Source organism: Pseudomonas kuykendallii (assembly GCF_900106975.1).
In the GTDB taxonomy this organism is placed as follows: domain Bacteria; phylum Pseudomonadota; class Gammaproteobacteria; order Pseudomonadales; family Pseudomonadaceae; genus Pseudomonas_O; species Pseudomonas_O kuykendallii.
On record NZ_FNNU01000003.1, the window covers coordinates 281428 to 307635 of the forward strand.

The window sequence follows — 26208 nt, forward strand, 5'->3', positions numbered from 1 at the left end:
TTATCTCGACAAATCAACACCTGCGCGAAAAAACTTCAATAATAGCGAGTCGGATCGGCAACCCCCGCCGCCGAAAAGCCCGACGCCCGCAGTCGGCAGCTGTCGCACCGGCCGCACGCGCGCCCGTCGTCATCGGCCTGGTAGCAGGACACCGTCAGCGCATAATCGACGCCCAGCGCCAAGCCCGCTGCGATGATCTGGGCCTTGCTCAGGTACTGCAACGGCGTCTGGATACGGAAATCGAAGCCCTCGATTCCGGCCCGGGTCGCCAGGTTGGCAACTCGTTCGAAAGCCACGATGAACTCGGGCCGGCAATCCGGATAACCGGAGTAGTCCACCGCATTCACGCCGATGAAGATATCGCGCGCCCCGACGACCTCCGCCCAGCCCACGGCGAGGGAAAGAAACAGCATGTTTCGCGCCGGCACGTAGGTCACCGGGATTCCCTCGCCGGGCTCCTCCGGCACTGCGATGGACGTATCGGTCAGCGCGGAGCCACCCATGCCGTTGAGGTTTAGCCCGATGACCTTGTGCTCGACCACGCCCGCCCGCTTCGCCACGCGCTCCGCAGCGGCCAACTCGGTGCGGTGACGCTGCCCGTAGTCGAAACTCATGGTGTAGCAGGCGTAGCCCTGCTCACGCGCCATCGCGACCACTGTGGCCGAATCGAGACCACCGGACAGCAAGATGACCGCCTTCTTGTCACTCATCGAAATACCTCGATGGCAGAAACGAAAATCCCGCGCCAGGCGCGGGATTCAGGGAAGCGAGAACGCCTCAACGCAGGGTCTGCAGATCCCGCTGCGCCAACTGCGCGGCGGAACTGCCGGGATACTGGGCGATAACCTGCTGCAATGCCGTCCGCGCCTTGTCCGTATTACCCAGCCGCCGCTCGACATCGGCGAGCTTGTACAGGGAGTCCGGCACCTTGGGATGATTCGGGTAGGTCGCGCTGACCTTGGCGAATGCCTGACCGGCGCCCTGCAGGTCACCCTTGGCGAGATTCACCTCACCCAGCCAATACTGCGCATTGCCGGCGTACTGGCTGTTGGGATACTTGCGCAGAAAGGCGTTGAACGCCTGACTGGCCTTCTCGAAATCCTTGGCCTTGATCAGATCGAAGGCGGCGTCGTAGTACACCTTTTCCTTCGCCGGATCGCCCGGTTCCGAATTGGCCGCCGCGGCAGGCGCACCTGCAGGGGCGGGCGGGGCACCGCTGGCGTCTATCGCGCCAGCGGCTGAATTCTGGGTGGTCGGTGCGCTGGCTGCGCCCGCCAAACGACGATCGAGGTCCTGATAGCGCTCGAGACCTTCCTGCTTCAGGCGCTGAATCTCGTTCTGCTGTTCCTCGAGAGTACCACGCAACTGCGCGATATCCTGTTGCATCTGCTGCAACTGCATGAACATTTCGCCCTGCGCCGAGGTCGGAGCCGAAGCCCCGCCCCCGGCGGCATAGGCGCCACTCGTGCCGTAACCCGACGGAGGATACGAACTGCTGCCGCTGTTATAACCGGCATCGCCATCTTCTACGGGGACCTGAGCCATTGCCGCGAACGGCAAACTGACAGCAAACAGGATCAAAGCACGAGAGCACTTGCGCATATCGAATTACTTACGCAGTTCGACGCGACGGTTCTGGGCCCAGGACTGCTCGTCGTTGCCAGTGGCAACCGGACGCTCTTCGCCGTAGGAAACCAGTTCCAGCTGAGCCGGGGAAACGCCCTGCAGTACCAGGTAGCGCTGAACGGCATTGGCGCGACGCTCGCCCAGAGCCATGTTGTACTCACGGGTACCGCGCTCGTCGGTGTGGCCTTCCAGAACGACGCGAGCGCCGTTGGCTTTCAGGTCCTTGGCGTGGACGTCCAGAGCGCGCATGGCTTCTGGCTTCAGGTCGGAGCTATCGTACTCGAAGTAGAAGGTGGTGATGGCGCGCAGAGCGGCTTCGTCGCTCAGGCTGCCGTCGACGGCACCGCTGTTTGCGCCGTAGCCAGCGTTCGGATCAACAGCAGCGCCTTCGCCAGCAGCATCGCCGCCTTTCGAGGAGCAACCAACAGCAACGGCCATGGCCAGAGCCAGAGCAGCAAATTTCCCAAATTTCAGCATTTCCATGATGTAACTCCTAATGACCCCAGTGTGTGTTTCAAAGTTGTAGGTATATCGACGCCGCATCAGTTCAGGTAGGGGGACCAGGATGGCTCTCGGACTTCGCCTTGAGCGGTAGGAAGTGGGAGCCTAACTCGACCGTTTATAGATACGAGCATCAAGACTCCCCGGCCCTGCTGGCGGGTGGCGTAGATTAGCATGGTGCCATTCGGCGCAACAGTGGGAGACTCATCCAGGTTGGTATCGGAAAGGACGCGCAAGCTGCCGCGCTGGAGATCCTGCGCAGCGACTTTGAAGTTGGTGAAGCCATCCTGACGGTGGATCATCACCAAAGTTTTTTCATCGGCGGAAAGTTTCGGGTTGGCGTTGTAGTTACCAGTAAAGGTAACTCGCTCCGCCGCACCGCCACCGATGCTTTGTTTGTAGATCTGCGGTTTGCCCGCGCGATCCGAAGTGAAGTACAGCGTGCGACCGTCGGCGCCCCAGAAAGGCTCGGTATCGATGCTGTTGGAGTTGGTCACACGGGTGATCTGCCGGCTACCGAGGTCCATCACGTAGATTTCCGGGTTACCGTCCTTGGACAGCACGAAGGCCAGGCGATTGCCGTCCGGCGAGAATGCCGGCGCGCCGTTGAGCCCTTCGAAGTTGGTCAGCTGCTCACGGCGACCGGTATCGATGTACTGCAGGAAGATCCGCGGACGACGTTGCTCGAAGGACACGTAGGCGATGCGACGGCCGTCCGGCGCGAAGCGCGGCGACAGGATCGGCTCGCGCGACTGCAGCAGGGTGACGGCGCGGGCGCCGTCGTAATCGGAACGCTGCAAGGTGTAGCGGGTGCTGGTGGCGCCCGCGCCCATACGCTCGGCAGTGACGTAGAGCATGCGGGTGGAGAATGCCCCCTTGATGCCGGTGAGCTTCTCGAACGACTGATCGGAGATGTGGTGAGCCATGTCGCGCAACTGGTCTACGCCGCCGCCAACGCTGCCGGTCGCGACCTGTTGCTCGGTGGCCACGTTGAACAGGGAGAACTGGACCTGCAGGCGGCCGCCGGCGGGAACGATGTTGCCGACCAGCACGTACTGCGCGCCGATGGCCTTCCAGTCACGGAAGATGATTTCGCTGGCCTGCGAGGGAAGGCTGATCATGTTCTGCCGCGGGATCGGCTCGAAGACGCCGGAGTTGCGCAGGTCGTTGCCGATGATCTCGGCCATGTCGTCGGGCAGCACGCTGCCGCTCTGCCAGCCGAAGGGAACCACGGCGATCGGGATTGCCCGATCGGCGCCGGTGGTGACCAGGATGTTCTTTTCCTGGGCCATCGCAGCACCGGCCGCACAGAAGACGATTACCAGTAAACCTCGAAGAAACTTGGTCACAACGCTAAATCCTCAGGTGTGAATGTCATCTTGAATGAGCGGTACGGCTGGAAGTCGGCGGGCTTCAGGCCCTGCATCTCGGTAAGTCGACCAATGTTCTTCACCGCGGCGACCGCCGAAGCGTCGAATGGACCATCGCCACTGGACTTGGCCACGCTGACGCTGGTTACGGTGCCATCGGGCAACATGGCGATCTGCAGCACCACCGTCATGTTGTTGCGTGCCGACGGCGGACGGGTCCAACCCTCGGCAGCGCGAATCCTTATCAGGTCGTCGAAGTTTCCGCTGGTCTGATCGCCCACCTCGTCCGCGAGTGCCTCCTGACGCTCGGTGGTGTCGGAGAGCAATTCGGCGAGCGCCTGGGCTTTCTTGTCCTCGGCCGCTTTTCTCGCGGCTTCGACGGCGGCCTTCTTCTTCGCAGCGTCGGCGGCAGCCTTCTTCTTGGCATCCTCGACGGCTTTCTTGCGGGCCTCATCCGCGGCTTTCTTCTTCGCGTCGTCGGCCGCCTTCTTCTTGGCGTCCTCTTCTTTCTTCTTGGCGTCGGCTTCGGCCTGCTTCTTCGCCTCTTCCTCGGCCTTTTTCTTCGCGATGTCGGCCTGCTCGGCTTTCTTGGCCTCTTCGGCCTTGGCGGCTTCGGCTTTTTTAGCCGCGGCGGCCTTCTCGGCTTCCGCCGCCTTTTCCGCTTCGTCGGCCTTTCGAGCTTCGTCGGCTTTCTTTTGTTCCGCGGCCTTCACGGCCTCTTGCTTCTGCTGCTCGATCTTCTTCTGTTCGAGCTGCTCGGTCTCGTATTGTTTGGCCGCCGTCTTCTTCGCTTCGCCGGCGATTTTCTGGTTGGTCTGGGTGGTCGCGCGGCTCTGGGATTTGAGCTGATACAGGGTGGCCTGGACGATCGGCTTGGAGGGCGGCAACTCGGGCGTGTAGGCAAAGCTGATGAACATCGTGCCGAACAGCAGGATGTGCAGCGCCAGGGCCAGGATGCTCGGCCAGAAATAGCTTTCCGAAGGGGACCGCTCACGCTGGAACATCAAGGCGCCTCGGTGATCAGCCCGACATTACCCACGCCGGCGGTCTGCAGGCCTCCCATGGCGGCCATCACCGCGCCGTAGTCGACGGCTTTGTCGCCACGCACGAAGACCTGGACCTTCTTACCCTGACGGCTGTTCTCGCTCATGATCGCAGTGACCGCACGGGTCATCTCCGGCAGGGTCGAGGCCTTGGCCTGCTGCGTCTCGGTGTCCACTTCGCTACCGATGTTCCAGTAGTAGGTCTTGTCGGCCTTGATGGAAATGGTCAGCACCTGGGAGTCGTTGTCCTGCGGCAGCGCTTCGCTGCTGACCTTGGGCAGATCGACCTTGACGCCCTGGTTGAGCATCGGCGCGGTCACCATGAAGATCACCAGCAGCACCAGCATCACGTCGATGTAGGGCACCACGTTCATCTCGGCGACCGGCTTGCGTCTGTTGCGAATTCTCGCCATGACTTAGAACCTGTTCGAATGGAAAACCTGCTGAGCGGGGCGTTCTCGCCTCACTCCTCGCTGGTGTGGACCTTGCGGTGCAGGATCGCCTGGAATTCGTCGGCGAAGGTGTAGTAGCGGGCGATCAGCATTTCGCCGCGCGAGGAGAAGCGGTTGTAGGCGACCACCGCCGGGATGGCCGCGAACAGGCCGATCGCCGTGGCGATCAGCGCCTCGGCGATGCCCGGGGCGACAGTGGCCAGCGTGGCCTGCTGCACCTGCGCCAGGCCGCGGAAGGAGTTCATGATGCCCCAGACGGTGCCGAACAGGCCGACGTACGGACTGGTGGAGCCGACGGTGGCGAGGAACGGCAGGCTCTGCTCGAGCTTCTCTTCTTCACGCGCGATGGCCACGCGCATGGCACGGGCGACGCCGTCCATGACCGCGTCCGGGTCTACGCCCGCCTGCTGGCGGAGGCGGGAGAATTCCTTGAAGCCGGCGCGGAATATCTGCTCGACGCCCGAATCCGGATCGGGATTGCTGCCGGCCTGGCGATACAGCTTGGACAGGTCGATGCCCGACCAGAAGCGCTCCTCGAAGGTATCAAGGGACTTCTTCGCGGCGCGCTGCATGGTGGCGCGCTGGAAGATCATGATCCACGACGTGATCGAGGCGGCCACCAGGACCAGCATGACCAGCTGTACAACCACGCTGGCGTTGCTGATCAGACTCCACATGGACATATGGTCAACGGCGTTGGCTTCCACGCTTACTCTCCTGAAAGGGACGACGGGTCATTGGCGAAGGCTGCGCGCAGCGCTTGCGGAATGCCCCGGGGTTTCAAACTGTCGGCGCGCACACAGGCCACCAGGAACTGCCCTTCGCAGAGCAGCGCGTTATCCGAGGCCCGCCGCACCTGTTGCATGAAGCGCAGGCTGGCCCTGTTCAATTCCACGACATGCGCAGTCACTTCGAGTTCGTCGTCGAGCCGTGCCGGCGCTAGGTAGCGGGCCTGCGTCGAATGCACGACGAATAGCAGATTCTCGCCGACCAGCTCGGACTGGGAGAAACCCAGTGCTCTTAGCCGTTCGGTGCGAGCCCGCTCCATGAACTTGAGGTAATTGACGTAGTAGACGATGCCCCCGGCATCGGTGTCTTCGTAGTAGACGCGACAGCGATGGGCGAAAGGCGGTACTGCGTTTTGCGCGGGCATACTCTAGTGCGCGCCTGCGTGGTTGCCAATCGGCAATGCCAAGTATTTTTTTGCTGCACTGGTCATTCGCCGGCACCTTCGAACAGATCGGCGACCGGTGCTTCGCCCAGACGCTTCGGCACGTTGAGGCCGAAATGCAGGTAGGCATGACGGGTGACCACGCGGCCGCGGGGCGTTCGCATGATGTAACCCTGCTGGATCAGGAAGGGCTCGAGCACGTCCTCGATGGTGTGACGTTCCTCGCTGATCGCGGCGGCCAGGCTGTCGATGCCCACCGGCCCGCCGTCGAACTTGTCGATCATGGTCAGCAGCAGGCGCCGGTCCTGGTGGTCGAAACCATGCTCGTCGACGTCCAGCAGGTTCAGCGCCTTGTCCGCGATATCACGGCTGATGTGGCCGGTGCCGCGCACTTCGGCGAAATCCCGGACGCGGCGCAAGAGGCGGTTGGCGATACGCGGCGTACCGCGCGCGCGGCGGGCGATCTCGTAGGCGCCCTCGACTTCCGTCGGCAGGCCGAGAATCTCCGCGGAGCGGCTGACGATGGTGGTGAGGTCGGCGGTGTTGTAGAACTCCAGGCGCTGCACGATGCCGAAACGGTCGCGCAGCGGGTTGGTCAGCATGCCGGCGCGGGTAGTGGCGCCGACCAGAGTGAAGGGCGGCAGGTCCAGCTTGATCGAGCGCGCGGCCGGGCCTTCGCCGATCATGATGTCGAGCTGGAAATCCTCCATCGCCGGATAGAGCACTTCCTCGACGATCGGGGACAGGCGGTGGATCTCGTCGACGAAGAGCACGTCGCCCGGTTCCAGGTTGGTCAGCAGCGCCGCCAAATCACCCGGACGTTCGAGCACGGGCCCGGAGGTGCTCTTGATCGCCACGCCCATTTCCTGGGCGATGATGTTGGCCAGGGTGGTCTTGCCCAGGCCGGGCGGGCCGAAAATCAGCGTGTGGTCGAGCGCCTCCTGGCGGCCCTTCGCGGCCTGGATGAACAGCTCCATCTGCTCGCGCACGCTCGGCTGGCCGATGTACTCGGCCAGACGCAGCGGCCGGATCGCACGATCCAGCTGTTCGTCGCGCTCGCGGCTGCTGGCGGTGACAAGGCGATCGGCTTCTATCACCTCAGACCATTCCCTTCAGCGCGCGACGGATCAATTCTTCACTGCTCAAGCCTTTCTCCTGAATCGCGGCGACCGCCCGACTGGCTTCCTGCGGTTTGAAACCCAGGGAAACCAGGGCGCTCAACGCATCGTTCTCGGCGCTTGAGACTGCCATACCGGGGCGAGGTTCAACCACCAGCGTGGCGATGGAAGGCAGACTCTCCCAGGCCTTGAAGCGATCCTTGAGCTCCACCAGCAAGCGCTCCGCCGTCTTCTTGCCGACACCGGGAATTTTCACCAGGGTCGAGGTATCGCCCGCCTGGACGCAGCGCACCAACTCGTCGACCTCCATCCCGGACATCAGCGCCAGTGCCAGTTTCGGGCCGACGCCGTTGAGCCGGATCAGCTCGCGGAACAGCTCGCGCTCGCGCTTCTCGTAGAAGCCATAGAGCAGGTGAGCGTCCTCGCGAACCACCAGATGGGTGTGCAGGGTCACCGTTTCGTTCAGCGACGGCAGGCGATACAGCGTGGTCATCGGCACTTCCAGCTCATAGCCCACCCCCCCTACGTCTACGACCAGATGCGGCGGCTGCTTTTCCAACAGGGTGCCACGCAAACGTCCGATCACGAATGCCTTCCTCAAATAATCTTACAAACGAAGCCGACCGCCGCGCCGCTTGGCGCCGGTCAGGCCATGGGGAATCAGGCTCTGCCGGTGATGTGCATGGCAGAGCGCGATGGCGAGGGCGTCGGAAGCGTCGATCTGCGGTTTCTGCACCAGCTTGAGCAGGTGCATCACCATCATCATCACCTGCTGCTTGTCGGCACCGCCGGTGCCGGCGATGGCCTGTTTGACCTGGGTCGCGGTGTACTCGGCGATCACCAGGCCCTCCTCCGCCGCCGCGACGATGGCCGCGCCGCGCGCCTGGCCGAGCTTCAACGCCGAATCCGGGTTGCGCGCCATGAACACCTGCTCGATGCCCATGGTCATCGGCCCGTGCAGGCGGATCACCTCGCGCACGCCCCGATACACCGCCTGCAGACGCTCTGGCATTTCGCCGCTGCCGGTGCGTATGCAGCCGGATGCCACGTACTCGCAGCCGCGCCCGGTGTCGCGCACCACGCCGTAGCCGGTGATGCGCGAGCCGGGGTCGATCCCGAGGATCAGCGTCATACCTTGTTCACCCGCAGCGCCATCCACTGTCTATTTATCCAGGCCGCGAGTATAGGGCCGGGAGAAGCCTGCGTCACCGCGCCGCCAACAAAAAGCCGGAAGCGCGCGAACGCGTTCCGGCCTTTTGTCACCCGGCCTGGATTCAGCCGAGCTGCTCCATGATCTCTTCGGAGATGTCGGCGTTGGAGTAGACGTTCTGCACGTCATCCAGGTCCTCGAGCATGTCGATCAGCTTGAGCACCTTCTGTGCGGTTTCCAGGTCGAGCGACGCGGTGGTCGACGGAATCATCGTCACCTCGGCTTCCTCGCCCTTGAAACCGGCGGCACTCAGCGCCTCGTTGACCGAAATGAAATCGGCGAAGCTGGTGAAGACGTCGAAGGAACCGTCCTCGTTGCCTACCACGTCGTCCGCGCCGGCTTCCAGCGCCGCTTCCATCAGCGCGTCTTCGGCCACGCCCGGCGCGAAGCTGATCTGCCCCTTGCGCTCGAAAAGGTAGGCCACCGAGCCGTCGGTGCCGAGGTTGCCGCCGCACTTGCTGAACGCATGACGCACTTCGGCGGCGGTACGGTTGCGGTTGTCGGTCATCGCCTCGACGATGATCGCCACGCCGCTCGGCGCGTAGCCTTCGTAGGTCAGCTCCTCGACCTTGCCGGCGTCGTCGGAACCGACGCCACGGGCGATCGCCCGATCGATGGTGTCACGCGTCATGTTGGCGGTGAGCGCCTTGTCCACCGCCAGCCGCAGCCGCGGGTTATCCGCCGGCACACCGCCGCCTTGGGACGCGGCCACCGTGAGCTCGCGAATCAGTTTGGTGAAGATCTTGCCGCGCTTGGCGTCCTGACGACCCTTGCGATGCTTGATGTTGGCCCATTTGGAATGACCAGCCATAACTCACTCCGTCCTTCTACTCGTTCACTGTGTTACGGGGGCGCCGGCCGCGGCCGGCACTCCCCGGTGCCGATCACTCGGCCTTGGGCTGTTCGCGCAGACGAATGTGCAGATCGCGCAGCGCCCGCGAATCCACCGCACCCGGCGCCTGGGTCATGACATCCGCCGCGCTCTGGGTTTTCGGGAAGGCGATCACTTCGCGGATCGACTGGGCGCCGGTCATCAGCATCACCAGGCGATCCAGACCGAAGGCCAGGCCACCGTGCGGCGGCGCACCGAACTTCAGCGCATCGAGCAGGAAGCCGAATTTCTCGTCCTGCTCTGCCTCGTCGATGCCGAGCACGCGGAACACCGCCTGCTGCATCGCCTTGTTGTGGATACGGATCGAACCGCCGCCCAGCTCGGTGCCGTTGAGCACCATGTCGTAGGCGCGCGAGAGCGCCGCGGCCGGATTGGCTTCGAGCTCTTCCGGCGTGCATTTGGGCGAGGTGAACGGGTGGTGCAGCGCCGAGAGCGAACCGTCGTCGTTTTCCTCGAACATCGGGAAGTCGACGACCCACATCGGCGCCCACTCGCAGGTCAGCAGGTTCAGGTCATGGCCGAGCTTGATGCGCAGCGCACCGAGCGCCTCGCTCACCACCTTGGCGCGGTCGGCACCGAAGAACACGATGTCGCCGTCCACCGCGCCGACGCGGTCGAGGATGGTGTTGAGGTTGGCCTCGGGGATGTTCTTGACGATCGGCGACTGCAGGCCTTCGACGCCCTTGGCGCGCTCGTTGACCTTGATGTAGGCCAGGCCCTTGGCGCCGTAGATGCCGACGAACTTGGTGTACTCGTCGATACGGCTGCGCGGCATGCTCGCCCCGCCCGGGACGCGCAAGGCGGCGACGCGCGCCTTGGGATCGTTGGCCGGACCGCTGAAGACCTTGAATTCGACATCCTTGAGCTGGTCGGCGACGTCCACCAGCTCCATCGGAATGCGCAGGTCTGGCTTGTCGGAGCCGTAGCGGCGCATGGCCTCGGCGAAGGTCATGTGCGGGAACTCGCCGAACTCGAGGTCGAGGACTTCCTTGAACAGCTGGCGAATCATCTTCTCGGTCAGACCGATGATTTCGTCCTCTCCGAGGAAGCTGGTCTCGATGTCGATCTGGGTGAATTCCGGCTGGCGGTCGGCCCGCAGGTCTTCGTCACGGAAGCATTTGGCGATCTGGTAGTAACGATCGAAGCCGGCCACCATCAGCAGCTGCTTGAACAGCTGAGGCGACTGCGGCAGCGCGAAGAAATGGCCCGGATAGGTGCGGCTCGGCACCAGGTAGTCGCGCGCGCCCTCGGGAGTCGGACGACCGAGGATCGGCGTCTCGACGTCGAGGAAGCCGTTCTCGTCGAGGTAGCGACGGATGCTGGAGGTGATGCTCGAACGCAGGCGCAGCTTAGCGGCCATCTCCGGGCGACGCAGGTCGATGAAGCGATAGCGCAGGCGGGTTTCCTCGCCGACATCGCTATATTCGTTGAGCGGGAACGGCGGGGTTTCCGCCTCGTTCAGCACTTCGAGCGAGTAGCCCAGCACTTCGATGGCGCCCGAAGCCATGTTGGCGTTGCCGGCACCGGCCGGACGCAGGCGAACCTTGCCGGTGATCCTGACCACGTATTCGCTGCGCACGCGGTCGGCGAGCGCGAAGGTCTCGGCACGATCCGGATCGAAGACCACCTGGGCCAGCCCTTCGCGATCGCGGATATCGAGGAAGATGACCCCGCCATGGTCGCGGCGACGGTGAACCCAGCCGCACAGAGAGATTTCCTGACCTTCCAGGCTTTCGTTAAGTTGGCCGCAATAGTGGCTGCGCATCATGATCCGGTTTCTTCTCTTGAGTCTTGATTCGTGGGGTCGCGCGGAAGGAGCGGTATGGCGCTGAAACAGGCGCCTGATCGGCCGACGGCTGCGCGAATCCGGGAGCACGCTCTTCGATCGAGTCGCCGACGCGGGGCAAACCCGACGGCGCGCCAATGAAGCGGTGAGCGGCGACAAAGCGCGGGATTATATCTGGTTAATCGACACGACGCAGCCGTCGCCCGGTCACAACCGGTCGTTGCGCAGGCCCTGCCGCATGATCCAGCGCAATCACCTGTCGGGCTGATCGACGCACCATCGAATTGCCCCGGCGAACAGCCAGCATCGCGGACGAGACGGCGCGCAGCCGCTCTATGCTAGGCTCCACTACCGCTTTCAACCACCGACAAGGAGAAGACATGGAAATCAACATCGGCATCGCAGAACAGGACCGCGCCGCCATCGCCGAAGGTCTTTCGCGACTGCTTGCGGATACCTACACCCTGTACCTGAAGACCCACAACTTCCACTGGAACGTCACCGGCCCGATGTTCAACACGCTGCACCTGATGTTCGAAGGCCAGTACACCGAACTGGCCCTGGCGGTGGACCTGATCGCCGAGCGTATTCGCGCCCTGGGTTTCCCGGCTCCCGGCACCTATGCCGCCTATGCCAGCCTCTCTTCGATCAAGGAGGAAAGCGGCGTTCCGAGCGCGGAAGAAATGATCAAGCTGCTGGTACAGGGCCAGGAAGCGGTGGTCCGTACCGCGCGCGGCATCTTCCCGCTGCTGGACAAGGTCAGCGACGAGCCGACCGCCGACCTCCTCACCCAACGCATGCAGGTCCACGAAAAAACCGCGTGGATGCTGCGCAGCCTGCTGGCAGCCTGAGCCCTACCCCCGAGAGCCTGCGCCCGCAGGCTCTCGCTTTCACATCGCACCAGAACGCACCGACCAGCCTTCTCGACGCCCGTGCTCCGAGCCGCCGGCATCACCGCCCCTTTCATCCAGCCCGACGCACGACGTGCACGCGCCACGCCGGATGCCTGATTTGAGCGCATCCTTTCTTTGCTGTTAAATACGCAGCGTGCCGCGAAGGGTGACAAGCGCGGCATAGGCTGACGAAGAGCATTCGCCTTTCCCTACAGGCATTCCGACTCAGCTCCTCCTCGTGACATCTATATAGTGAGCCACTTCAACATGCTGAGAATCGTCCATCTACTGGCGGGCGCTGCTGCCCTGCTGCTGTCCTTTGTACCTAGCCTGAGCGCCGAAGCGTTTCCCTACCTGCAACAACCCGATGCGCTCTACTTGGCCATGTTCGGCCTCATCAACCTGCTGATGGCCCCGATCGCCCCGCTCGGCAAGGTTGCCCATCCGCAACTGCAAAGCCTGGTGTCCGCCCTGCTGGTCATCGCGGTGATCGTGCAAACGCTGGTACTGCTGGCGCCCCTGCCGCTGATCGGTGGCAAACCGGCCATCTTCCTCAGCCTCATCGTGGTCGTCGTAGCCGCCGCACTGCACCTGGCCATCAACCTGCCGCGGCGCGGCTCCGAGTCCTATGCATCGAATGGCGGTGCCGAGCCGGGCAACCGCGAGACCGGCACGGTCAAGTGGTTCAACACCTCGAAGGGTTTCGGCTTCATTTCCCGCGATACCGGCGACGATATCTTCGTTCACTTCCGGGCCATCCGCGGAGAAGGCCACCGCGTGCTGATCGAAGGCCAGCGCGTGGAGTTTTCGGTAATGCAGCGCGACAAGGGGCTCCAGGCGGAAGACGTGATCGCCGCCCTGCCCGGTCGCTACTGATACCCTGCAGAAATGAAAAAGCCCGCTGATCAGCGGGCTTTTTTCTGTCCTCAATAATGAGGCGGCGGCGCCTCGTCCTGCTCGCCACTCAACTGCCCGCTCAGCTCCTCCTGCCGTCCGGCAAGGGCAGCCAATTGCACCTGCAATCGATCGATCAGGCGCTGCTGCTCGGCAACCACGTCGCTCAGCGTCTGCAACGCATCGTCCTGAAACGCCTGGCGACTCTCCAGATCCGCCATCCTCGACTCCAGACTCATGCCCCTGCCTCAATGAACGTGAAGCTGCTTGCCAGCACCATGCGCAGCTTGTCCTTGATGGTATCGACCTGTGCGGCCTCGTAGGGCTTCGGCGGGTACTTACCCCAAACCGGGGCAGGCCAGGCGACATCGGAGCGCCGGCGCGCGATCACGTGCATGTGCAATTGACTGACCACGTTACCCAGGGCCGCCACATTGATCTTGTCCGCGGCGAAGGTGTCCTTCAGGGCCTCGGCAAGAAAGGTTGTTTCATTCCACAACGCCTGCCGATCCGCCTCCGACAGTTGAAACACCTCGCTGACGTCTTCACGCCTCGGAACAAGGACGAACCAGGGATACTGGGCATCGTTGATCAATAGCAGCCTGCACAACGGAAAGTCGCCAATCGGCAAGGTGTCGTGCTCAAGTTGCGGATCCAGTGTAAACATCAGCCCCCTCCTTCTTATCCTGGCGAGCACTGCCCGCCCTCAGTGCGCCAAGGATAACGCCGCTCCCGCTGCTCGCCCTAGCATGAGGCAGACCAAAAAAATGACGCCCCAAGATCTGGCATACAGGTGGTCGCGGGCAAGTGTGAAAAAAGCGTGAAATGGTGCAGACTGATCGGCGAGCGCGAAAGTTCGGCTTTTTTCAGTTTTTTTGGATTTTGTGCACGGTTGTTGCTATCGAGAACTCAGTGTTTTCTGGCGGGCGCTAACGGGAAACCCTCTTAGCCACCCACGATCAGAAAAACGACACTGGATTTGGTCATTTGCGACATTGGCGAAAAGTTCAATACGAAACAGCTTGCAACTATCGCCAACCCAAGCTGACATGCTATAAGTTAGCGCCGATAAAAACGAAAAAGAGCAGACCCATCAATGGGCTGCGCGAATCTTCTAAACCAAAGGAGCAATCACGATGCAAGTGATGAAGTGGAGCGTAATCGCCCTGGCAGTAGCAGCGGGCACCACTCAAATGGCTGTTGCCAGTGAGCAATCCGAGTCGAAAGGTTTCGTGGAAGACAGCAGCCTGAACCTGCTGCTGCGCAACACCTACTGGAACCGTGATTACAACAAGGGTACCAACGACCAGAAAGCCTGGGGTCAAGGCTTCATTGGCACCTTCGAATCTGGTTTCACGCAGGGCACCGTCGGTGTTGGCGTCGATGCGTTCGGCCTGCTGGGCCTGAAGCTCGACGGCGGCGCAGGCACCGCTGGCGATCACAACCTGGGCGGTATGTTCAACACCGAAGGCACCCCCAACAGCAAAGGTGTTTTGGCCCCTAAAGACGACTGGTCCCAAGCTGGCGCGGCAGTGAAAGTGCGTATCTCCAATACCGTTCTGAAGTATGGCAACCAAATGCCGAGCCTTCCGGTACTTGCTTACGACGATTCGCGCTTGCTGCCGCAGTCCTTCACTGGCGCGCTTGTCACCAGCAAGGAAATCGAAGGACTGGAGTTGAACGTCGGCCGCTTCACTCAAGACAGCCCGATGTGGTCCCCGGAAAGTGACGAAGGCAACCTGAAGCAGATTGACATCTACGGCGGTAGCTACAAAGTCAACGACCAACTGAGCGTTGCTCTGTACGCCTCCGACATCGAAGACGTGGCGAAGAAGAAGTACGCAAACGTCAACTATCAGATCCCGCTCAGCGAAGAGCAATCGCTGGCCTTCGACTTCAACATCTACAAGACGAAGTTCGACAGCGATTTCACTGATGCCGACAAGAACACCATCTTCAGCCTGGCCGGCACTTACGCCTTCGGTGCACACGCACTGACCCTGGCCTACCAGCAGAACTCCGGTGACTCGGGCTACCTCTACGACATCGGCGACGGCGGCAGCGCCATCTTCCTCGCCAACTCCTACTATTCCGACTTCAACCAGGAAGACGAAAAATCCTGGCAAGTCGCTTATGACCTGGACTTCGCTACCTACGGCGTTCCGGGCCTGAGCTGGAGAACCGCGTACGTTTACGGTTACGACATCAGCACCGACGACGGCGAAGGTAAAGAGCGCGAGTTCTTCAACCAGGTCAAGTACACCGTACAAAGCGGCCCGGCCAAGGATCTCGCCTTCAAGGCGCGTAACTCGATCTACCGCAACAGCAATAACGACAGCGGTTACAGCGACGACCTGAACGAATGGCGCCTGTTCATCGAGTACCCGCTGAGCATCCTGTAATCCAGGACCTCTTCGGTTAATCGATGTGAAAAAGCCCGGCACATGCCGGGCTTTTTTTTATTTGGGCTTTGGCGGCAACGCGACCACTGCCCCCTCAACTCGGCAACGCATAGGTCCCGGTCACGTGGGCGACGAGGTTGTCGCGCGCGCCGGCCGAGTACAGCAGCACCTCACACACCGCCTGGCGCTTGCTCAGTCGCAGGATGGTCGCTTCGGCCAGCAGATCGGTCGGCGACGGACGGGCAAGGAAATTGATGTTCAGGCTGGACGTCACCGCCATTTCCACGCGCCCCAGTCGACCCAACACCACGGCGTACATCGCCGCATCGGCAAGGGCCATCAGGGTCGGACCGGAAAGGGTGCCACCAGGCCGCACCAACTTTGCCTGAAAGGGCACCCGCGCCAGCGCGCAGTCGCCATCCAGCCGGTCCACACGCAGATCGATGTCCTCGGCCATCGGCACGCCTTCGCGAATGAGCACCTGAACCTGTTCCGCCGTCAGCATCGCCCCGCTCTCCCCATCGCCTTTGCCCGGTGAATTCTGTACGCCACCCTGTCACCGCCGTACAATGCCGGGCCACTTCCCGCCCCAGCAACCGACAGAACGGCCAAACATGCGTACCAGTCAGTACCTGCTCTCGACCCTCAAAGAAACGCCCTCCGACGCCGTCGTCATCAGCCATCAGTTGCTGCTGCGCGCGGGGATGATCCGCAAGTTGGCGTCCGGCCTCTACACCTGGCTGCCGATGGGGTTGCGTGCTTTGCGCAAGGCCGAGGCCATCGTCCGCGAGGAGATGAATGCCGCCGGCGCGCTGGAAGTGCTGATGCCCGCCATTCAGCCGGCCGAGCTGTGGCAGGAGTCCGGCCGCTGGGAACAGTACGGCCCGGAGCTGCTGCGCCTGAGGGATCGTCACGATCGCGCATTCTGCGTCGGGCCGACCCATGAAGAAGTCATCACCGATCTGATGCGCAACGAGCTGAACAGCTACAAGCAGTTGCCGATCAACTTCTTCCAGATCCAGACCAAGTTCCGCGACGAGATCCGCCCGCGCTTCGGCCTCATGCGCGGGCGCGAGTTCATCATGAAGGACGCCTACTCCTTCCACCTGTCCCAGGCTTCCCTGCAGGAAACCTATGACGTGATGTACGGCGCCTACTGCAACGTGTTCACCCGCCTCGGGCTGAACTTCCGCCCGGTACAGGCGGACAACGGCTCCATCGGCGGCAGCGGCTCCCACGAATTTCATGTGCTCGCCGAATCCGGCGAGGACGACATCGTCTTCAGCGACACCTCGGATTACGCGGCGAACATCGAGAAGGCCGAAGCCGTACCGCGTGAAACCGCACGCTCGGCGCCTGCCGAGGAACTGCGCCTGGTCGACACGCCGGAAACCAAGACCATCGCAGCCCTGGTGGACGGCTTCGGCCTGCCGATCGAGAAGACCATCAAGACGCTGGTCGTGCAGGGCGCCGAGGAAGGCACGCTGGTCGCGCTGATCGTCCGCGGCGACCACGAACTGAACGAGATCAAGGCGTCCAACCAGGCGCTGGTCGCCGCGCCGCTGGTGTTCGCCAGCGACGCCGAGATCCGCGCCGCCATTGGCGCCGGCCCGGGCTCGCTGGGGCCGCTGAACATGCCGCTGCCGTGCATCGTCGATCGCTCGGTCGCTTTGATGAGCGACTTCGCTGCCGGCGCGAACATCGAGGACAAGCACTACTTCGGGGTGAACTGGGAGCGCGACCTGCCGCTGCCGGAAGTCGCCGACCTGCGCAACGTCGTCGTCGGCGACCCGAGCCCGGACGGCCAGGGTACGCTGGTGATCAAGCGCGGTATCGAAGTCGGTCACATCTTCCAGCTCGGCACCAAGTACAGCGAGTCGATGGGCCTGAGCGTACTCGGCGAGCAAGGCAAGCCGGTCACCCTGACCATGGGTTGCTACGGCATCGGCGTATCGCGCGTGGTGGCAGCCGCCATCGAGCAGAACCACGACGAGCGTGGCATCCTCTGGCCCGACGCCCTGGCGCCGTTCCAGATCGCACTGGTCCCGCTGAAGTACGAGACCGAGTCGGTCAAGGTCGCCACCGACCAGTTGTACGCCGAGCTGACCGCTGCCGGCTTCGAAGTGCTGCTCGACGACCGTGACAAGAAGACCAGTCCGGGCGTCAAATTTGCCGACATGGAGCTGATCGGCATTCCGCACCGCATCGTGGTGAGCGATCGCGGCCTCGGCGAAGGCGTTCTGGAATACAAGGGACGTCGCGAAACCGAGAGCCAGAACGTGGCGGTTACCGACATCCTGTCGTTCATCACCGACCGTATCCGCCGCTGACCACAGAGCCCTTCATGTTCAACGCAAGTTCATTGCGCCTCGCCGGCGCCGCCCTGGGCGGCGCGCTTTTTCTCGCAGGCTGCGCCAACCATCTGCCGCAGCGTAGCGAACACGAGGAAAGGGTCGAGCGAAAGCTGCTGAGCCATAGCCTGCAGATCGAGACCGGCGAACCCGCCGTCCTCGAGCTGCCGCAACGACGCGTACGCATTCTCGAGCAGAAAACCTTCGAGCTGACCGAGTTCGAAGTCACCCGTCGTTACGACCGCTACACGCCCTACCAGGCCTGGCGCGAGCTCTACGAGGTGCCGCTGGGCGCGGTAGCGGTGGTCGCCGGCGTCGGCGCCAACGTGCTCAACGTGGTGCTGCTCGGGCGCCTGCCGGACAGCGCCACCAAGGGCTGGATCAGCTACGGCTTCGCCGGCCTCAACCCGTTCATGAACGTGCAGTCCAACGGCCGCTCGCAGCAGAACCTGGCCGGCATCGACGAGCGCCAGCTCGACAAGCGCATGGATTACTCCAGCCTGCCGTGGGCGGAGCGCCCGGTGCAGGTCAAGGCGGGCACGCACGACCTCGACCTGCTCACCGACCGCACCGGCGTGTTGCGCCTGAACCTGCTCGACGGCCCGTTCGCCGAGCAGGATCTGAGCGGTATCGCCACCCTCGGCATCAGCGTCGAGGACCCACAGGATGGAACCCGCGCCTCCGCCAGCCTGGGCATCAGCCGCTCCCTGCGGGGCAAGCTCAGCGAAGCCCACGCACTGATCTTCGATGACCTCGAAGGCGACGACGTCGATCAGTGGGTGCATCGGGTCAAGCGTCTTTCCGAACTCGGTCTGGAAGAAGAAGCCAGCGAACTGGAGCAGAGCCTGATCGAGCTGACCCGCAACGATCCGGAGCTGCAGAAGGAATTCCTCCACGCGCTGCTCAAGGATGCCGGCCGCCTGGCCGCCGATCCGGGCGAGGACTGAGCCCGTGGGCCCGGCGTCGTGGTGGCGCTGCGCCCTGCTCGCGCTGCTGCTGGTGACGCCTGCGGCGCACTCGGCGCTGAGCCAGCTTCCCCAGGCGCCCGAGCCCGAGTTGCGCGCACTGCTGCAACGCACCGTGGCCGAATCCGAGAGTTTTCAGGACCGTTTCGACGCCGAGGTCTGGCTGCTCGACATGTCGACGCGCCTGCAGCGCTACGTGCCGCGTGCCGACGATCGCCTGACGCTGCTGCGCCTGGTCCACCGGGAGGCCAGCAAGGCGGGCCTGAAGCCTGATCTGGTGCTGGCGCTGATCCACGCCGAAAGCCGCTTCGACCGCTTCGCCATCTCCTCGGTGGGCGCCCAGGGCATGATGCAGGTGATGCCCTTCTGGAAGGCCGAGCTGGGCCGCCCGCAGGACAACCTCACCGACAACGCCACCAACCTGCGCTACGGCTGCACCATCCTCAGCTACTACCTGAAAAAGGAAAACGGTGACCTGAGCCGGGCCCTGGCGCGCTACAACGGCAGCCTCGGCAAGAACGAGTATCCGGCGCGGGTGATCGGGATCTGGCAGGACATCTGGTACGTGAAGCCGTGAAGGGACGCACGGGCAAGCCCACAGCGACTTGCCAGGCATCAGGCTACCTGGCGGGCTGAATACGAACGACGTACCCCTCGCGGGACACGCGCACGCGGACGGTCGTCAGCGGCGGATGGCGAAACCGACAAGCCCCTGCGCCGGGCGCTCGTCCAGCGCCAGCGCATCGACACGCGCGCCGGCCGGCCCGTGTTTCAGCCAGTCTGCCAGTTGCTGCAGCGCCTCGTCCTGCCCCTCGAACAGCGTTTCCACGCGCCCGTCCGGCAGATTGGCCACCCAACCCGCCAGCCCCAGGCGTTGCGCCTGAGCCTGCGTGGACTGGCGAAAACCGACGCCCTGTACCTTGCCGGCGATCAGCCCATGCAGGCATCGACGGGCCATTTCAGGAACCCGACCGTAGCGTTGCAAGACGCGCGCGCAGGCCTTCCGCGGTCTGCTCGCCGAGCAGCCGTTCGCGCAGCTTGCCCTGCGGATCGACGATGAAGGTGGCCGGCAGCGCCTCGCTGCGCGGCAGGGCGAAACGCTCGGCGGGGTCCTGGGCGAGGACCACGAAGCGAATGCCCATGTCGCTCGCCGCCTTGCTCAGCGCCTCGTCCTGCAGGCCATCGAAGTTCACCCCGATGACCTTGCCTCCCTCGGACGCGAGTTGTTCGGAAAGCTGGTTGAGCTGCGGAATCTCGGTGCGACAGGGCCCGCACCATTCGGCCCAGTAGTTGATGACCAACCACTGGCCTTCGAGACTGCCAGCCGTTACCTTCTGCCCATGCTGGTCGAGCCCCAGATTCTCGCCACAGCCGCTGACCAGCAGGCATGCCAGCAGCCCCATGACCCGTCGGAGTTGCGTTCCCATGCTTTCGATCCTCGTGCTCGCTGATTGATATGATCCTGGATGCCTTGCACCTGGGTGTGGCGGACATCGACGGTGAACCGATAGCGCCTCTGGCGGAGTTGAACGGGCGCTTGCTGGAGGCCCGCCAGCAAGCGCTGGAGATCGGTCTGCAGGAGACCCTGAGGCTGCTGTTCCGCCTCAATCGCAGCGCCCTGACCTTACTTGAAAGGCAGCGCGCACTGCAAAGCTTCAGCGACGAGTTCCGCCACTACGCCAAGGCCCTTTCGCCGCAGAGTCCGCTGCCGCCGCTGTTCCTGCGCCTGTGCGCGGAGCTGGCGGTGGGCTTCAAACGCCTGCTGTTGCAGATCATCCAGGGCCGCTCTCCGTCCCGTCCGCACCTCGCCTGGTGCCTGTACATGGCGCTGTATTTCACCGCGCAGTGCCTGCTGCGTCATTACCAGCTGTACCAGGAGCCCGCGCCGGAGCTGTGGCGCTACAGCCACCTGCTCTACTGGATCGGCGAGCAGCAGGCCTGCCTCGACGAGCCGGTGGCGGCCGCTTTCCAGCCCACTCCCGCGAGCACGCCGGGCGGGCTCTATCAGCAGGTCCTGCTGCTGGCGCTGAGCAACCCCTTCCACCTCGCCGAGGAAGAATGCCTGCTGCTGTTCAGCGCCCTGGCGCCACTCGCCACGCTGCCGCAGGTGATGCCGTGGGCGGTGGACGACGACAGCGGCGCCCCGGTCATCGACCTCACCCTCGCGCAGCCTTCGCTGGTGCCTGGCCAGCCCGGCAACGGCAATCCCGCCTATCTGCGCCGGCTCGAACTCGGCGCCCTGCTGATCGCGGTGAACGACCCGGCCCCGCTGCGCAGCGGCCCGGAGCATCACCTGCTGGAACGGGTCAAGCACCACTGGCTGGGCCGGGAGCAGCGCCGCCACCCGCGCAGCGAACGGGCGGCCGACTGCAACCTGCTGATCGGCCTGCAGGCGATTCATGCCCATCTGCTGGAACAACGCCCCGTGCAATGCGCGGCGCGCCTGGTCGACAGCAGCGCGGGCGGCGCCCGGCTGCTCTGCCCGTCCGGACTCGGCAACCAGTTCCCGGTCGGTCAACTGGTGCTGCTGCTCGACGGCGCGCCGAACCTGGTGATGGTGCGCTGGCGTCACCTCAACGCCGAGGGGCTGCACCTCGGCCTGCATGCGATGCAGGGCCTGCCGCGCCCGGTATGGCTGCGCCGCACGCCCAGCGGGCAGACGCACCCCGGACTGCTGCAGAGCACGGCCTCGGAGAATGGCTGGGAACATGGGCTGTGGCTGGCGCGCGATGCGTTTGCCGAGGGCGAGAAGCTCTGGCTGCAGCTGAGCGGCATGAACAGCCAGACCGAAATCCAGCTGTCGCCGGCCAATCTCGGCAGTACTACGGTCAGCCGCCATCCGCTGAAACTGCGCTGAGCGACGGCCTCAGTGGTCGCGCGGCGCGGCGGGCTGCAGCCAGCCGGCCAGGTCGTCGCCGAACAGCTCGACCTGCTCCTCGTGCAGTTTCGCCAGCGCGTCGCGCAGCGGCGCCAGCCAGTGCTCGCCCGCTTTGTCCGGCAGTTGCTCGACGCGCGGCAGCGGCCAGGGACTGTGGCGGATCAGCTGGTGCACCGGGTAGCGACTCAGGTCGCGGCACAGTACCCAGGCGCCGCCACTGGTACGGCAGACCAGTTGTTCGCTCTCGAGAAACTCGACCACCTCGACCCACTCGTCCTCCGGCATCGGCCAGCCGGCGCTACGCATGTCCGCATGACGCACCGGGCGCCCGCTCTGCTGGCGCTGGTGAAACACCCGCAGCGCGCCGAACACCGCCAGCAGCCGGGGCACCTCGCGGTTGCGCCATTCGCGCGACGATGACAGGTTGCACACCAGCTCGGCGCCAAGCAGCACGATTATCCAGGACAGGTAGATCCACAGCAGGAACAGCGGCACCGTGGCGAACGCGCCGTAGATCAGCTGGTAGCCTGGGAAGAAGCCGACGTAGAAGCTGAAGGCCTTCTTCGCTGCCTCGAACAGCACCGCGGCGAACACTCCACCGACCAGGGCGTGACCCAGCGGCACGCGGGTGTTCGGCACCGCCGCGTAGAGCAGGGTGAAGGCCGCCACGCTGAGCAGCAGCGGCATGTACTTGAGCAGTGTGCCGGCGCCGATCAGCGGATGCGGCCCGCTGATCAGCGACAGCGAGGCGATGTAGGTGCTCAGCGCGAAGCCGGCGCCCAGCAGCAGCGGCCCGAGGCTGAGAATCGCCCAGTAGATGAGGAAGCTGGTGATCCCCCGGCGCGTCTGGTGAACTCGCCAGATCGTATTGAAGACCTTCTCGATGGTCAGCAGCATCAGCAGCGCGGTGACCAGCAGAAAGGCGATGCCGACCCAGGTCAGCTGGCGCGCCTGGACCGTGAACATCCGCAGATATTCCTCGATCGCGCTGCCGGTGGTGGGCACGAAGTTGCGGAAGATGAAGCTCTGGATCAGCTCGCCCATGTTCTGGAACGCCGGCACCGCCGAGAGCATGGCGAAGGTCACCGTCATCATCGGCACCACCGCGAACAGCGTGGTGTAGGTCAGCGCCGCGGCGTTGTTCGGCCCCTGGTCGGCCAGAAAGCGGCGCAGCAGAAAACGCCAGAAATCGACGGTATCGATGAAGCGCGTGCGCATCCCTTCTCCTTTGAACCGGCCAGTCGCCGGCGTGCATGGACCGCCGCGCTGCGAAGGTGACACCACGCAGGCTCCGGAGCGGCGCCGAGGCGGGTAGAATAGCCGCCACCTCACGCAAGATGCGATCCACAAATGACCGATCTGATCCTCTATCACAACCCCCGCTGCTCGAAATCCCGCGGCGCGCTGGAGTTGCTCGAAGCGCGCGGCCTCTCGCCCGTCGTCGTGCGTTACCTGGACACCCCGCCGAGCGCCGCCGAGATAAAGGCGCTGCTGGCCAAGCTCGGCATCGGCGCGCGCCAGTTGCTGCGCCGCGGCGAAGAGGAATACACCGCCCTCGGCCTGGCCGACGAGCAGCTCGACGACGCCATCCTGATCGACGCGATGGCCAGCCATCCGAAGCTCATCGAGCGGCCGATCCTGGTGGTTGGCGACAAGGCGGTGATCGGCCGTCCGCCGGAGAGGGTCCTGGAGCTGCTGCCATGAGCGCGCCCTACGTGCTGATTCTCTACTACAGCCGCCACGGCGCCACCGCCGAAATGGCCCGGCTGATTGCCCGCGGCATCGAGCAGGCCGGCATGGAGGCTCGCCTGCGCACGGTGCCGGCGGTCTCCAGCGAGTGCGAAGCGGTGGCCCCGGCGATTCCCGCCGACGGCGCGCTCTACGCCAGCCTTGACGACCTCAAGCACTGCGCCGGCCTGGTGCTCGGCAGCCCGACACGCTTCGGCAACATGGCCGCGCCGCTCAAGTACTTCCTCGACGGCACCAGCGGCCTGTGGCTGACCGGCGAGCTGGTGGGCAAGCCGGCGGCGGTGTTCACCTCCACCGCCAGCCTGCACGGCGGCCAGGAAACCACCCTGCTGTCGATGATGCTGCCGCTGCTGCACCACGGCATGCTGATCTGCGGCCTGCCCTACAGCGAGGCAGCGCTGGTCGAGACCCGCGGCGGCGGCACGCCGTACGGCGCCAGCCATCACGCCGGCGTCGACGGCAAACGCCCGCTCGACGAGCACGAAGCGGCCCTCTGCCGTGCCCTCGGGGAGCGCCTGGCGCGCGTCGCCCAGCGCCTGGAGAACTGACATGGCCAAGACGCCAAAGCCGCTGCCGGCGCTGGAATGGCTGCAACCGCGGATGAAGCTGGTGCGCAGCCTCAGCCTGCTCAGCTTCGTCGCCCTGGCGGTGCTGATCGTCACCTGGAACCTGGCGTTCGCCGACCTGCACGGCGCGCGGGTCGGCGTGGTGCTGGCGATCCAGCTGGTGCCGCTGGCGCTGCTCGCGCCGGGCATGCTGATGGGCAGCCCGCGCGCGCATGCCTGGCTGTGCTTCGTGGTGAACCTGTATTTCATCCAGGGCGTACTCGCCGCCATCGACCCGGCGCGCGCACTGTACGGCTGGCTGGAAGCGGTGATCAGCGCCCTGCTGTTCTGCACCGCCCTGCTCTACACGCGCTGGTGCTTCCAGTACCAGCGCAAGCTCGCCGGCGAAGGGAACTGAGCAGCCTGCTCGATGGGTTACGGCGCACTGGATGCCCTGCGCGCCAGTGAACCCGTGCGCTGCGCCTAACCCACCCTACGGCGGGGCTGGATGCTCTCGTAGATACAAGGGCGGGTTAGCGGCGAGCGCCCTACCAGCCCAGGGTTTCCTTGAGGAACGGAATGGTCAGCTTGCGCTGAGCCTGCAACGACGCCTGGTCGAGACGCTCGAGCAGTTCGAACAGCGCGCTCATGCTGCGCGCACCGCGGGTGAGGATGAAGCGCCCGACTTCATCGTTGAGGTGCAGCCCGCGGCGCGACGCGCGCAGTTGCAGGGCCCGCAGCTTGTCCTCGTCGGACAGCTGCTGCAGCTGGAACACCAGCGCCAGACTCAGCCGTGATTGCAGGTCGGGCAAGCCGATCGCCAGCTCGCGCGGCGAGGCGCTGGCCGACAGCAGCAGCCTCCGGCCGGCGTCGCGCAACCGGTTGAACAGGTGGAACAGCGCCTCTTCCCAGTCGGCGCGTCCGGCCACCGCGTCCAGATCATCGAGACAGACCAGCTCGCACTGCTCCAGGTTGTCCAGCAGCGCCGGGCCGTGGTCGACCACCTCGCCGAGCGGCAGGTAGACCGCCAGTTCGCCGCGCTGCTCGAAGCGCAGACAGGCCGCCTGCAGCAAGTGGCTGCGGCCGACGCCTTCGGCGCCCCACAGGTAGATCAGGCTTTCCGTCCAGCCGGCGTCCGCCTCGCACAGGCACTCGACGTAGCCCAGCGCAGCCGCGTTGGCGCCGGGGTAGTAGTTGGCGAAGGTGGCGTCGTCGCGCAGACGGACGCCGAGGGGGAGCTGCAGGGGTGTCATGCCGGACCGGGAGGTTCATGGGAGTTGGAAGGCTCCCGATAGAGGTCTGAAAGTTTATATAAAACATGCACATGCCGCAGCAGAACCATGACCACCGCCGCCACCGGCAAGGCCAGCAGCACACCGGTGAAGCCAAACAGCTGGCCGCCGGCGAGGATCGCGAAGATCACCGCCACCGGGTGCAGGCCGATGCGGTCGCCGACCAGCAGCGGCGTCAGCAGCATGCCCTCGAGCAGTTGGCCGACGGTGAACACCGCCGCGACCCCGATCAGCGGATACAGATCGCCGCCGTACTGGAACAGCGCCGCGATCACCGCCGCGCCGAAACCGACGACGAAGCCCATGTACGGAACGATGCTGGCGAGACCGGCGAGGAGCCCGATCAGCAGGCCGAGGTCGAGGCCGATGATCATCAGCCCGGCGGCGTAGATCACCCCGAGCGCCAGCATCACCAGCATCTGCCCGCGCAGGAAGGCGCCGAGAACCTCATGGCACTCGCCGACCAGTTGCACGGTGGTTTCCTCGTTGCGGCGCGGCAACAGCACGCGCAGGCGGGCGACCATCAGGTCCCAGTCACGCAGCAGGTAGAAGCTCACCACCGGGATCAGCAGCAGATTGCCCAGCCAGGCGAGCAGCGCCAGGCTCGAGGTGGTCGCGCTGGCGAGGACGATGCCGACGATGTCCGTGGTCTGCCCCAGGTGCTCGGAGAACACCGCCTTGATCCGGTCGAAACGCCAGAATTCCTCGGCCAGGCCAAGCTTGGCCTGCAGCCAGGGCAGCGCGCTGACCTGCAGCCAGTCCAGCGCCCGTGGCGCCAGCTGATAAAGGTGCATCAACTGCTTGCCGAGCATCGGCAGGACGATCAGCAGCGCCGCCAGCAGGATCAGGCTGAACAGCGCGAACACCGCGACCACGGCAAGTGTGCGCGAAAGCTTCCAGCGCTCCAGGCGGTCGACCAGCGGATCGCCGAGGTACGCCAGCAGCACGCCGATCAGGAACGGCGAGAGGATAGGAGTGAGCAGATAGATCAGCCAGCCGGCCAGCAGCAGGCCGATCAGCCACAGCCAGCGATTAGAAGGGGTCATGCTCGATTCCTTGAACGGGGAAGT

Annotated in this window: 30 protein-coding genes and 2 pseudogenes; 11 read left to right on the forward strand and 21 right to left on the reverse strand. The window is 64.3% G+C overall.

All coding sequences use genetic code 11. From position 1 onward, the window contains the following. Positions 1-35: 35 nt before the first annotated feature. The 13 genes from queC to aspS form a co-directional block, all read right to left on the reverse strand. A complete protein-coding gene (queC, locus tag BLV15_RS11295; RefSeq protein ID WP_090228049.1) occupies positions 36-710 on the reverse strand; it encodes a 7-cyano-7-deazaguanine synthase QueC in 675 nt (224 codons plus the stop codon). A gap of 67 nt (positions 711-777) precedes the next feature. Then, positions 778-1602: a tol-pal system protein YbgF gene (gene ybgF / locus BLV15_RS11300; RefSeq protein ID WP_090228051.1), complete on the reverse strand. Its 825-nt coding sequence runs from the start codon at positions 1600-1602 to the stop codon at positions 778-780. A 6-nt stretch (positions 1603-1608) separates the two neighbouring features. Continuing rightward, a complete protein-coding gene (gene pal / locus BLV15_RS11305) occupies positions 1609-2109 on the reverse strand; it encodes a peptidoglycan-associated lipoprotein Pal (protein WP_090228054.1) in 501 nt (166 codons plus the stop codon). 59 nt (positions 2110-2168) lie between these two features. Continuing rightward, positions 2169-3419 (reverse strand): Tol-Pal system beta propeller repeat protein TolB, encoded by a 1251-nt coding sequence (gene tolB / locus BLV15_RS11310; RefSeq protein WP_217632887.1) that lies wholly within the window; start codon positions 3417-3419, stop codon positions 2169-2171. Between the two features lie 53 nt (positions 3420-3472). Next, on the reverse strand, positions 3473-4501 hold the full coding sequence (gene tolA, locus BLV15_RS11315; protein ID WP_090228059.1) for a cell envelope integrity protein TolA: 1029 nt from the start codon (positions 4499-4501) through the stop codon (positions 3473-3475). Beyond that, positions 4501-4953, reverse strand: coding sequence for a protein TolR (gene tolR / locus BLV15_RS11320; protein WP_090228062.1), 453 nt, complete (start codon positions 4951-4953; stop codon positions 4501-4503). The genes tolA and tolR overlap by 1 nt, the downstream gene beginning before the upstream one ends. A gap of 50 nt (positions 4954-5003) precedes the next feature. Continuing rightward, positions 5004-5699 carry a protein TolQ gene (tolQ, locus tag BLV15_RS11325; protein WP_090228063.1) on the reverse strand — a complete coding sequence of 232 codons (696 nt, stop codon included), beginning with the start codon at positions 5697-5699 and terminating at the stop codon, positions 5004-5006. Between the two features lie 2 nt (positions 5700-5701). Continuing rightward, complete coding sequence (gene ybgC / locus BLV15_RS11330; RefSeq protein WP_090228066.1) at positions 5702-6145, reverse strand: tol-pal system-associated acyl-CoA thioesterase; 444 nt, start codon at positions 6143-6145, stop codon at positions 5702-5704. A 62-nt stretch (positions 6146-6207) separates the two neighbouring features. After that, complete coding sequence (gene ruvB / locus BLV15_RS11335) at positions 6208-7260, reverse strand: Holliday junction branch migration DNA helicase RuvB (protein ID WP_090228068.1); 1053 nt, start codon at positions 7258-7260, stop codon at positions 6208-6210. Position 7261: 1 nt separating this feature from the next. After that, positions 7262-7867, reverse strand: a complete 606-nt coding sequence (ruvA, locus tag BLV15_RS11340) for a Holliday junction branch migration protein RuvA (protein WP_090228070.1) — start codon at positions 7865-7867, stop codon at positions 7262-7264. Between the two features lie 21 nt (positions 7868-7888). Then, on the reverse strand, positions 7889-8413 hold the full coding sequence (gene ruvC / locus BLV15_RS11345; RefSeq protein WP_090228072.1) for a crossover junction endodeoxyribonuclease RuvC: 525 nt from the start codon (positions 8411-8413) through the stop codon (positions 7889-7891). 142 nt (positions 8414-8555) lie between these two features. Next, positions 8556-9302 (reverse strand): YebC/PmpR family DNA-binding transcriptional regulator, encoded by a 747-nt coding sequence (locus tag BLV15_RS11350; RefSeq protein ID WP_090228074.1) that lies wholly within the window; start codon positions 9300-9302, stop codon positions 8556-8558. 73 nt (positions 9303-9375) lie between these two features. After that, on the reverse strand, positions 9376-11151 hold the full coding sequence (gene aspS, locus BLV15_RS11355) for an aspartate--tRNA ligase (RefSeq protein WP_090228077.1): 1776 nt from the start codon (positions 11149-11151) through the stop codon (positions 9376-9378). Between the two features lie 398 nt (positions 11152-11549). Between aspS and BLV15_RS11360 the strand changes: the two genes are divergently transcribed. The 3 genes and pseudogenes from BLV15_RS11360 to BLV15_RS22305 form a co-directional block, all read left to right on the forward strand. Further along, a complete protein-coding gene (locus tag BLV15_RS11360) occupies positions 11550-12020 on the forward strand; it encodes a Dps family protein (protein WP_090228079.1) in 471 nt (156 codons plus the stop codon). Positions 12021-12329: 309 nt separating this feature from the next. Further along, positions 12330-12602 (forward strand): annotated as a pseudogene (locus BLV15_RS22400) (cold shock domain-containing protein membrane protein); the annotation flags it as partial. 117 nt (positions 12603-12719) lie between these two features. Then, positions 12720-12938, forward strand: a pseudogene (locus tag BLV15_RS22305) (cold-shock protein); the annotation flags it as partial. 50 nt (positions 12939-12988) lie between these two features. On the opposite strand, the gene BLV15_RS11370 reads toward BLV15_RS22305, so the two are convergent. Both BLV15_RS11370 and BLV15_RS11375 read right to left on the reverse strand, forming a co-directional pair. Next, positions 12989-13195 (reverse strand): SlyX family protein, encoded by a 207-nt coding sequence (locus BLV15_RS11370; protein WP_090228082.1) that lies wholly within the window; start codon positions 13193-13195, stop codon positions 12989-12991. Further along, complete coding sequence (locus tag BLV15_RS11375) at positions 13192-13623, reverse strand: HIT family protein (RefSeq protein ID WP_090228085.1); 432 nt, start codon at positions 13621-13623, stop codon at positions 13192-13194. Before BLV15_RS11375 ends, BLV15_RS11370 begins: the two co-directional genes overlap by 4 nt. Positions 13624-14092: 469 nt before the next feature. On the opposite strand from BLV15_RS11375, the gene BLV15_RS11380 reads away from it, so the two are divergent. Next, positions 14093-15358: an OprD family porin gene (locus BLV15_RS11380; RefSeq protein WP_090228087.1), complete on the forward strand. Its 1266-nt coding sequence runs from the start codon at positions 14093-14095 to the stop codon at positions 15356-15358. Positions 15359-15452: 94 nt separating this feature from the next. On the opposite strand, the gene BLV15_RS11385 is transcribed toward BLV15_RS11380, so the two are convergent. Continuing rightward, positions 15453-15860 carry a PaaI family thioesterase gene (locus BLV15_RS11385; protein ID WP_245728188.1) on the reverse strand — a complete coding sequence of 136 codons (408 nt, stop codon included), beginning with the start codon at positions 15858-15860 and terminating at the stop codon, positions 15453-15455. A 112-nt stretch (positions 15861-15972) separates the two neighbouring features. Between BLV15_RS11385 and BLV15_RS11390 the strand changes: the two genes are divergently transcribed. The 3 genes from BLV15_RS11390 to BLV15_RS11400 are packed head-to-tail and all read left to right on the forward strand — an operon-like array spanning position 15973 to position 19251. Continuing rightward, positions 15973-17688: a proline--tRNA ligase gene (locus BLV15_RS11390; protein ID WP_090228092.1), complete on the forward strand. Its 1716-nt coding sequence runs from the start codon at positions 15973-15975 to the stop codon at positions 17686-17688. Between the two features lie 14 nt (positions 17689-17702). Then, positions 17703-18656, forward strand: a complete 954-nt coding sequence (locus BLV15_RS11395; RefSeq protein WP_090228094.1) for a hypothetical protein — start codon at positions 17703-17705, stop codon at positions 18654-18656. Positions 18657-18660: 4 nt separating this feature from the next. Continuing rightward, the gene (locus BLV15_RS11400; protein WP_245728173.1) at positions 18661-19251 is read left to right on the forward strand and encodes a lytic transglycosylase domain-containing protein; all 591 of its coding nucleotides are present in this window, start codon (positions 18661-18663) and stop codon (positions 19249-19251) included. Positions 19252-19356: 105 nt separating this feature from the next. Here BLV15_RS11400 and BLV15_RS11405 read toward each other — a convergent pair whose 3' ends face one another. Both BLV15_RS11405 and BLV15_RS11410 read right to left on the reverse strand, forming a co-directional pair. Continuing rightward, positions 19357-19632: an acylphosphatase gene (locus BLV15_RS11405; protein WP_090228099.1), complete on the reverse strand. Its 276-nt coding sequence runs from the start codon at positions 19630-19632 to the stop codon at positions 19357-19359. Position 19633: 1 nt separating this feature from the next. Continuing rightward, a complete protein-coding gene (locus tag BLV15_RS11410; RefSeq protein WP_090228102.1) occupies positions 19634-20101 on the reverse strand; it encodes a TlpA family protein disulfide reductase in 468 nt (155 codons plus the stop codon). Between the two features lie 29 nt (positions 20102-20130). Here BLV15_RS11410 and BLV15_RS11415 point away from each other — a divergent pair, with 29 nt between their 5' ends. Beyond that, a complete protein-coding gene (locus BLV15_RS11415) occupies positions 20131-21531 on the forward strand; it encodes a PilZ domain-containing protein (RefSeq protein ID WP_090228105.1) in 1401 nt (466 codons plus the stop codon). Between the two features lie 9 nt (positions 21532-21540). On the opposite strand, the gene BLV15_RS11420 is transcribed toward BLV15_RS11415, so the two are convergent. Further along, positions 21541-22770, reverse strand: a complete 1230-nt coding sequence (locus BLV15_RS11420; protein ID WP_090228107.1) for a virulence factor BrkB family protein — start codon at positions 22768-22770, stop codon at positions 21541-21543. Between the two features lie 132 nt (positions 22771-22902). Between BLV15_RS11420 and arsC the strand changes: the two genes are divergently transcribed. Genes arsC through BLV15_RS11435 form a run of 3 tightly spaced genes read left to right on the forward strand, consistent with a single transcriptional unit; the run spans position 22903 to position 24264 of the window. Beyond that, positions 22903-23256 carry an arsenate reductase (glutaredoxin) gene (gene arsC, locus BLV15_RS11425; protein ID WP_090228110.1) on the forward strand — a complete coding sequence of 118 codons (354 nt, stop codon included), beginning with the start codon at positions 22903-22905 and terminating at the stop codon, positions 23254-23256. Further along, entirely contained in the window at positions 23253-23849 is a 597-nt protein-coding gene (gene wrbA / locus BLV15_RS11430; RefSeq protein ID WP_090228113.1) for an NAD(P)H:quinone oxidoreductase, read from the forward strand. The genes arsC and wrbA overlap by 4 nt, the downstream gene beginning before the upstream one ends. Position 23850: 1 nt before the next feature. Continuing rightward, positions 23851-24264 carry a DUF2069 domain-containing protein gene (locus tag BLV15_RS11435; RefSeq protein ID WP_090228115.1) on the forward strand — a complete coding sequence of 138 codons (414 nt, stop codon included), beginning with the start codon at positions 23851-23853 and terminating at the stop codon, positions 24262-24264. A gap of 130 nt (positions 24265-24394) precedes the next feature. Here the strand turns inward: BLV15_RS11435 and hda are convergent, their stop codons facing one another. Continuing rightward, positions 24395-25099 (reverse strand): DnaA regulatory inactivator Hda, encoded by a 705-nt coding sequence (gene hda / locus BLV15_RS11440; RefSeq protein WP_090228118.1) that lies wholly within the window; start codon positions 25097-25099, stop codon positions 24395-24397. Then, a complete protein-coding gene (locus BLV15_RS11445) occupies positions 25096-26184 on the reverse strand; it encodes an AI-2E family transporter (RefSeq protein ID WP_090228120.1) in 1089 nt (362 codons plus the stop codon). Before BLV15_RS11445 ends, hda begins: the two co-directional genes overlap by 4 nt. Positions 26185-26208: the final 24 nt, after the last annotated feature.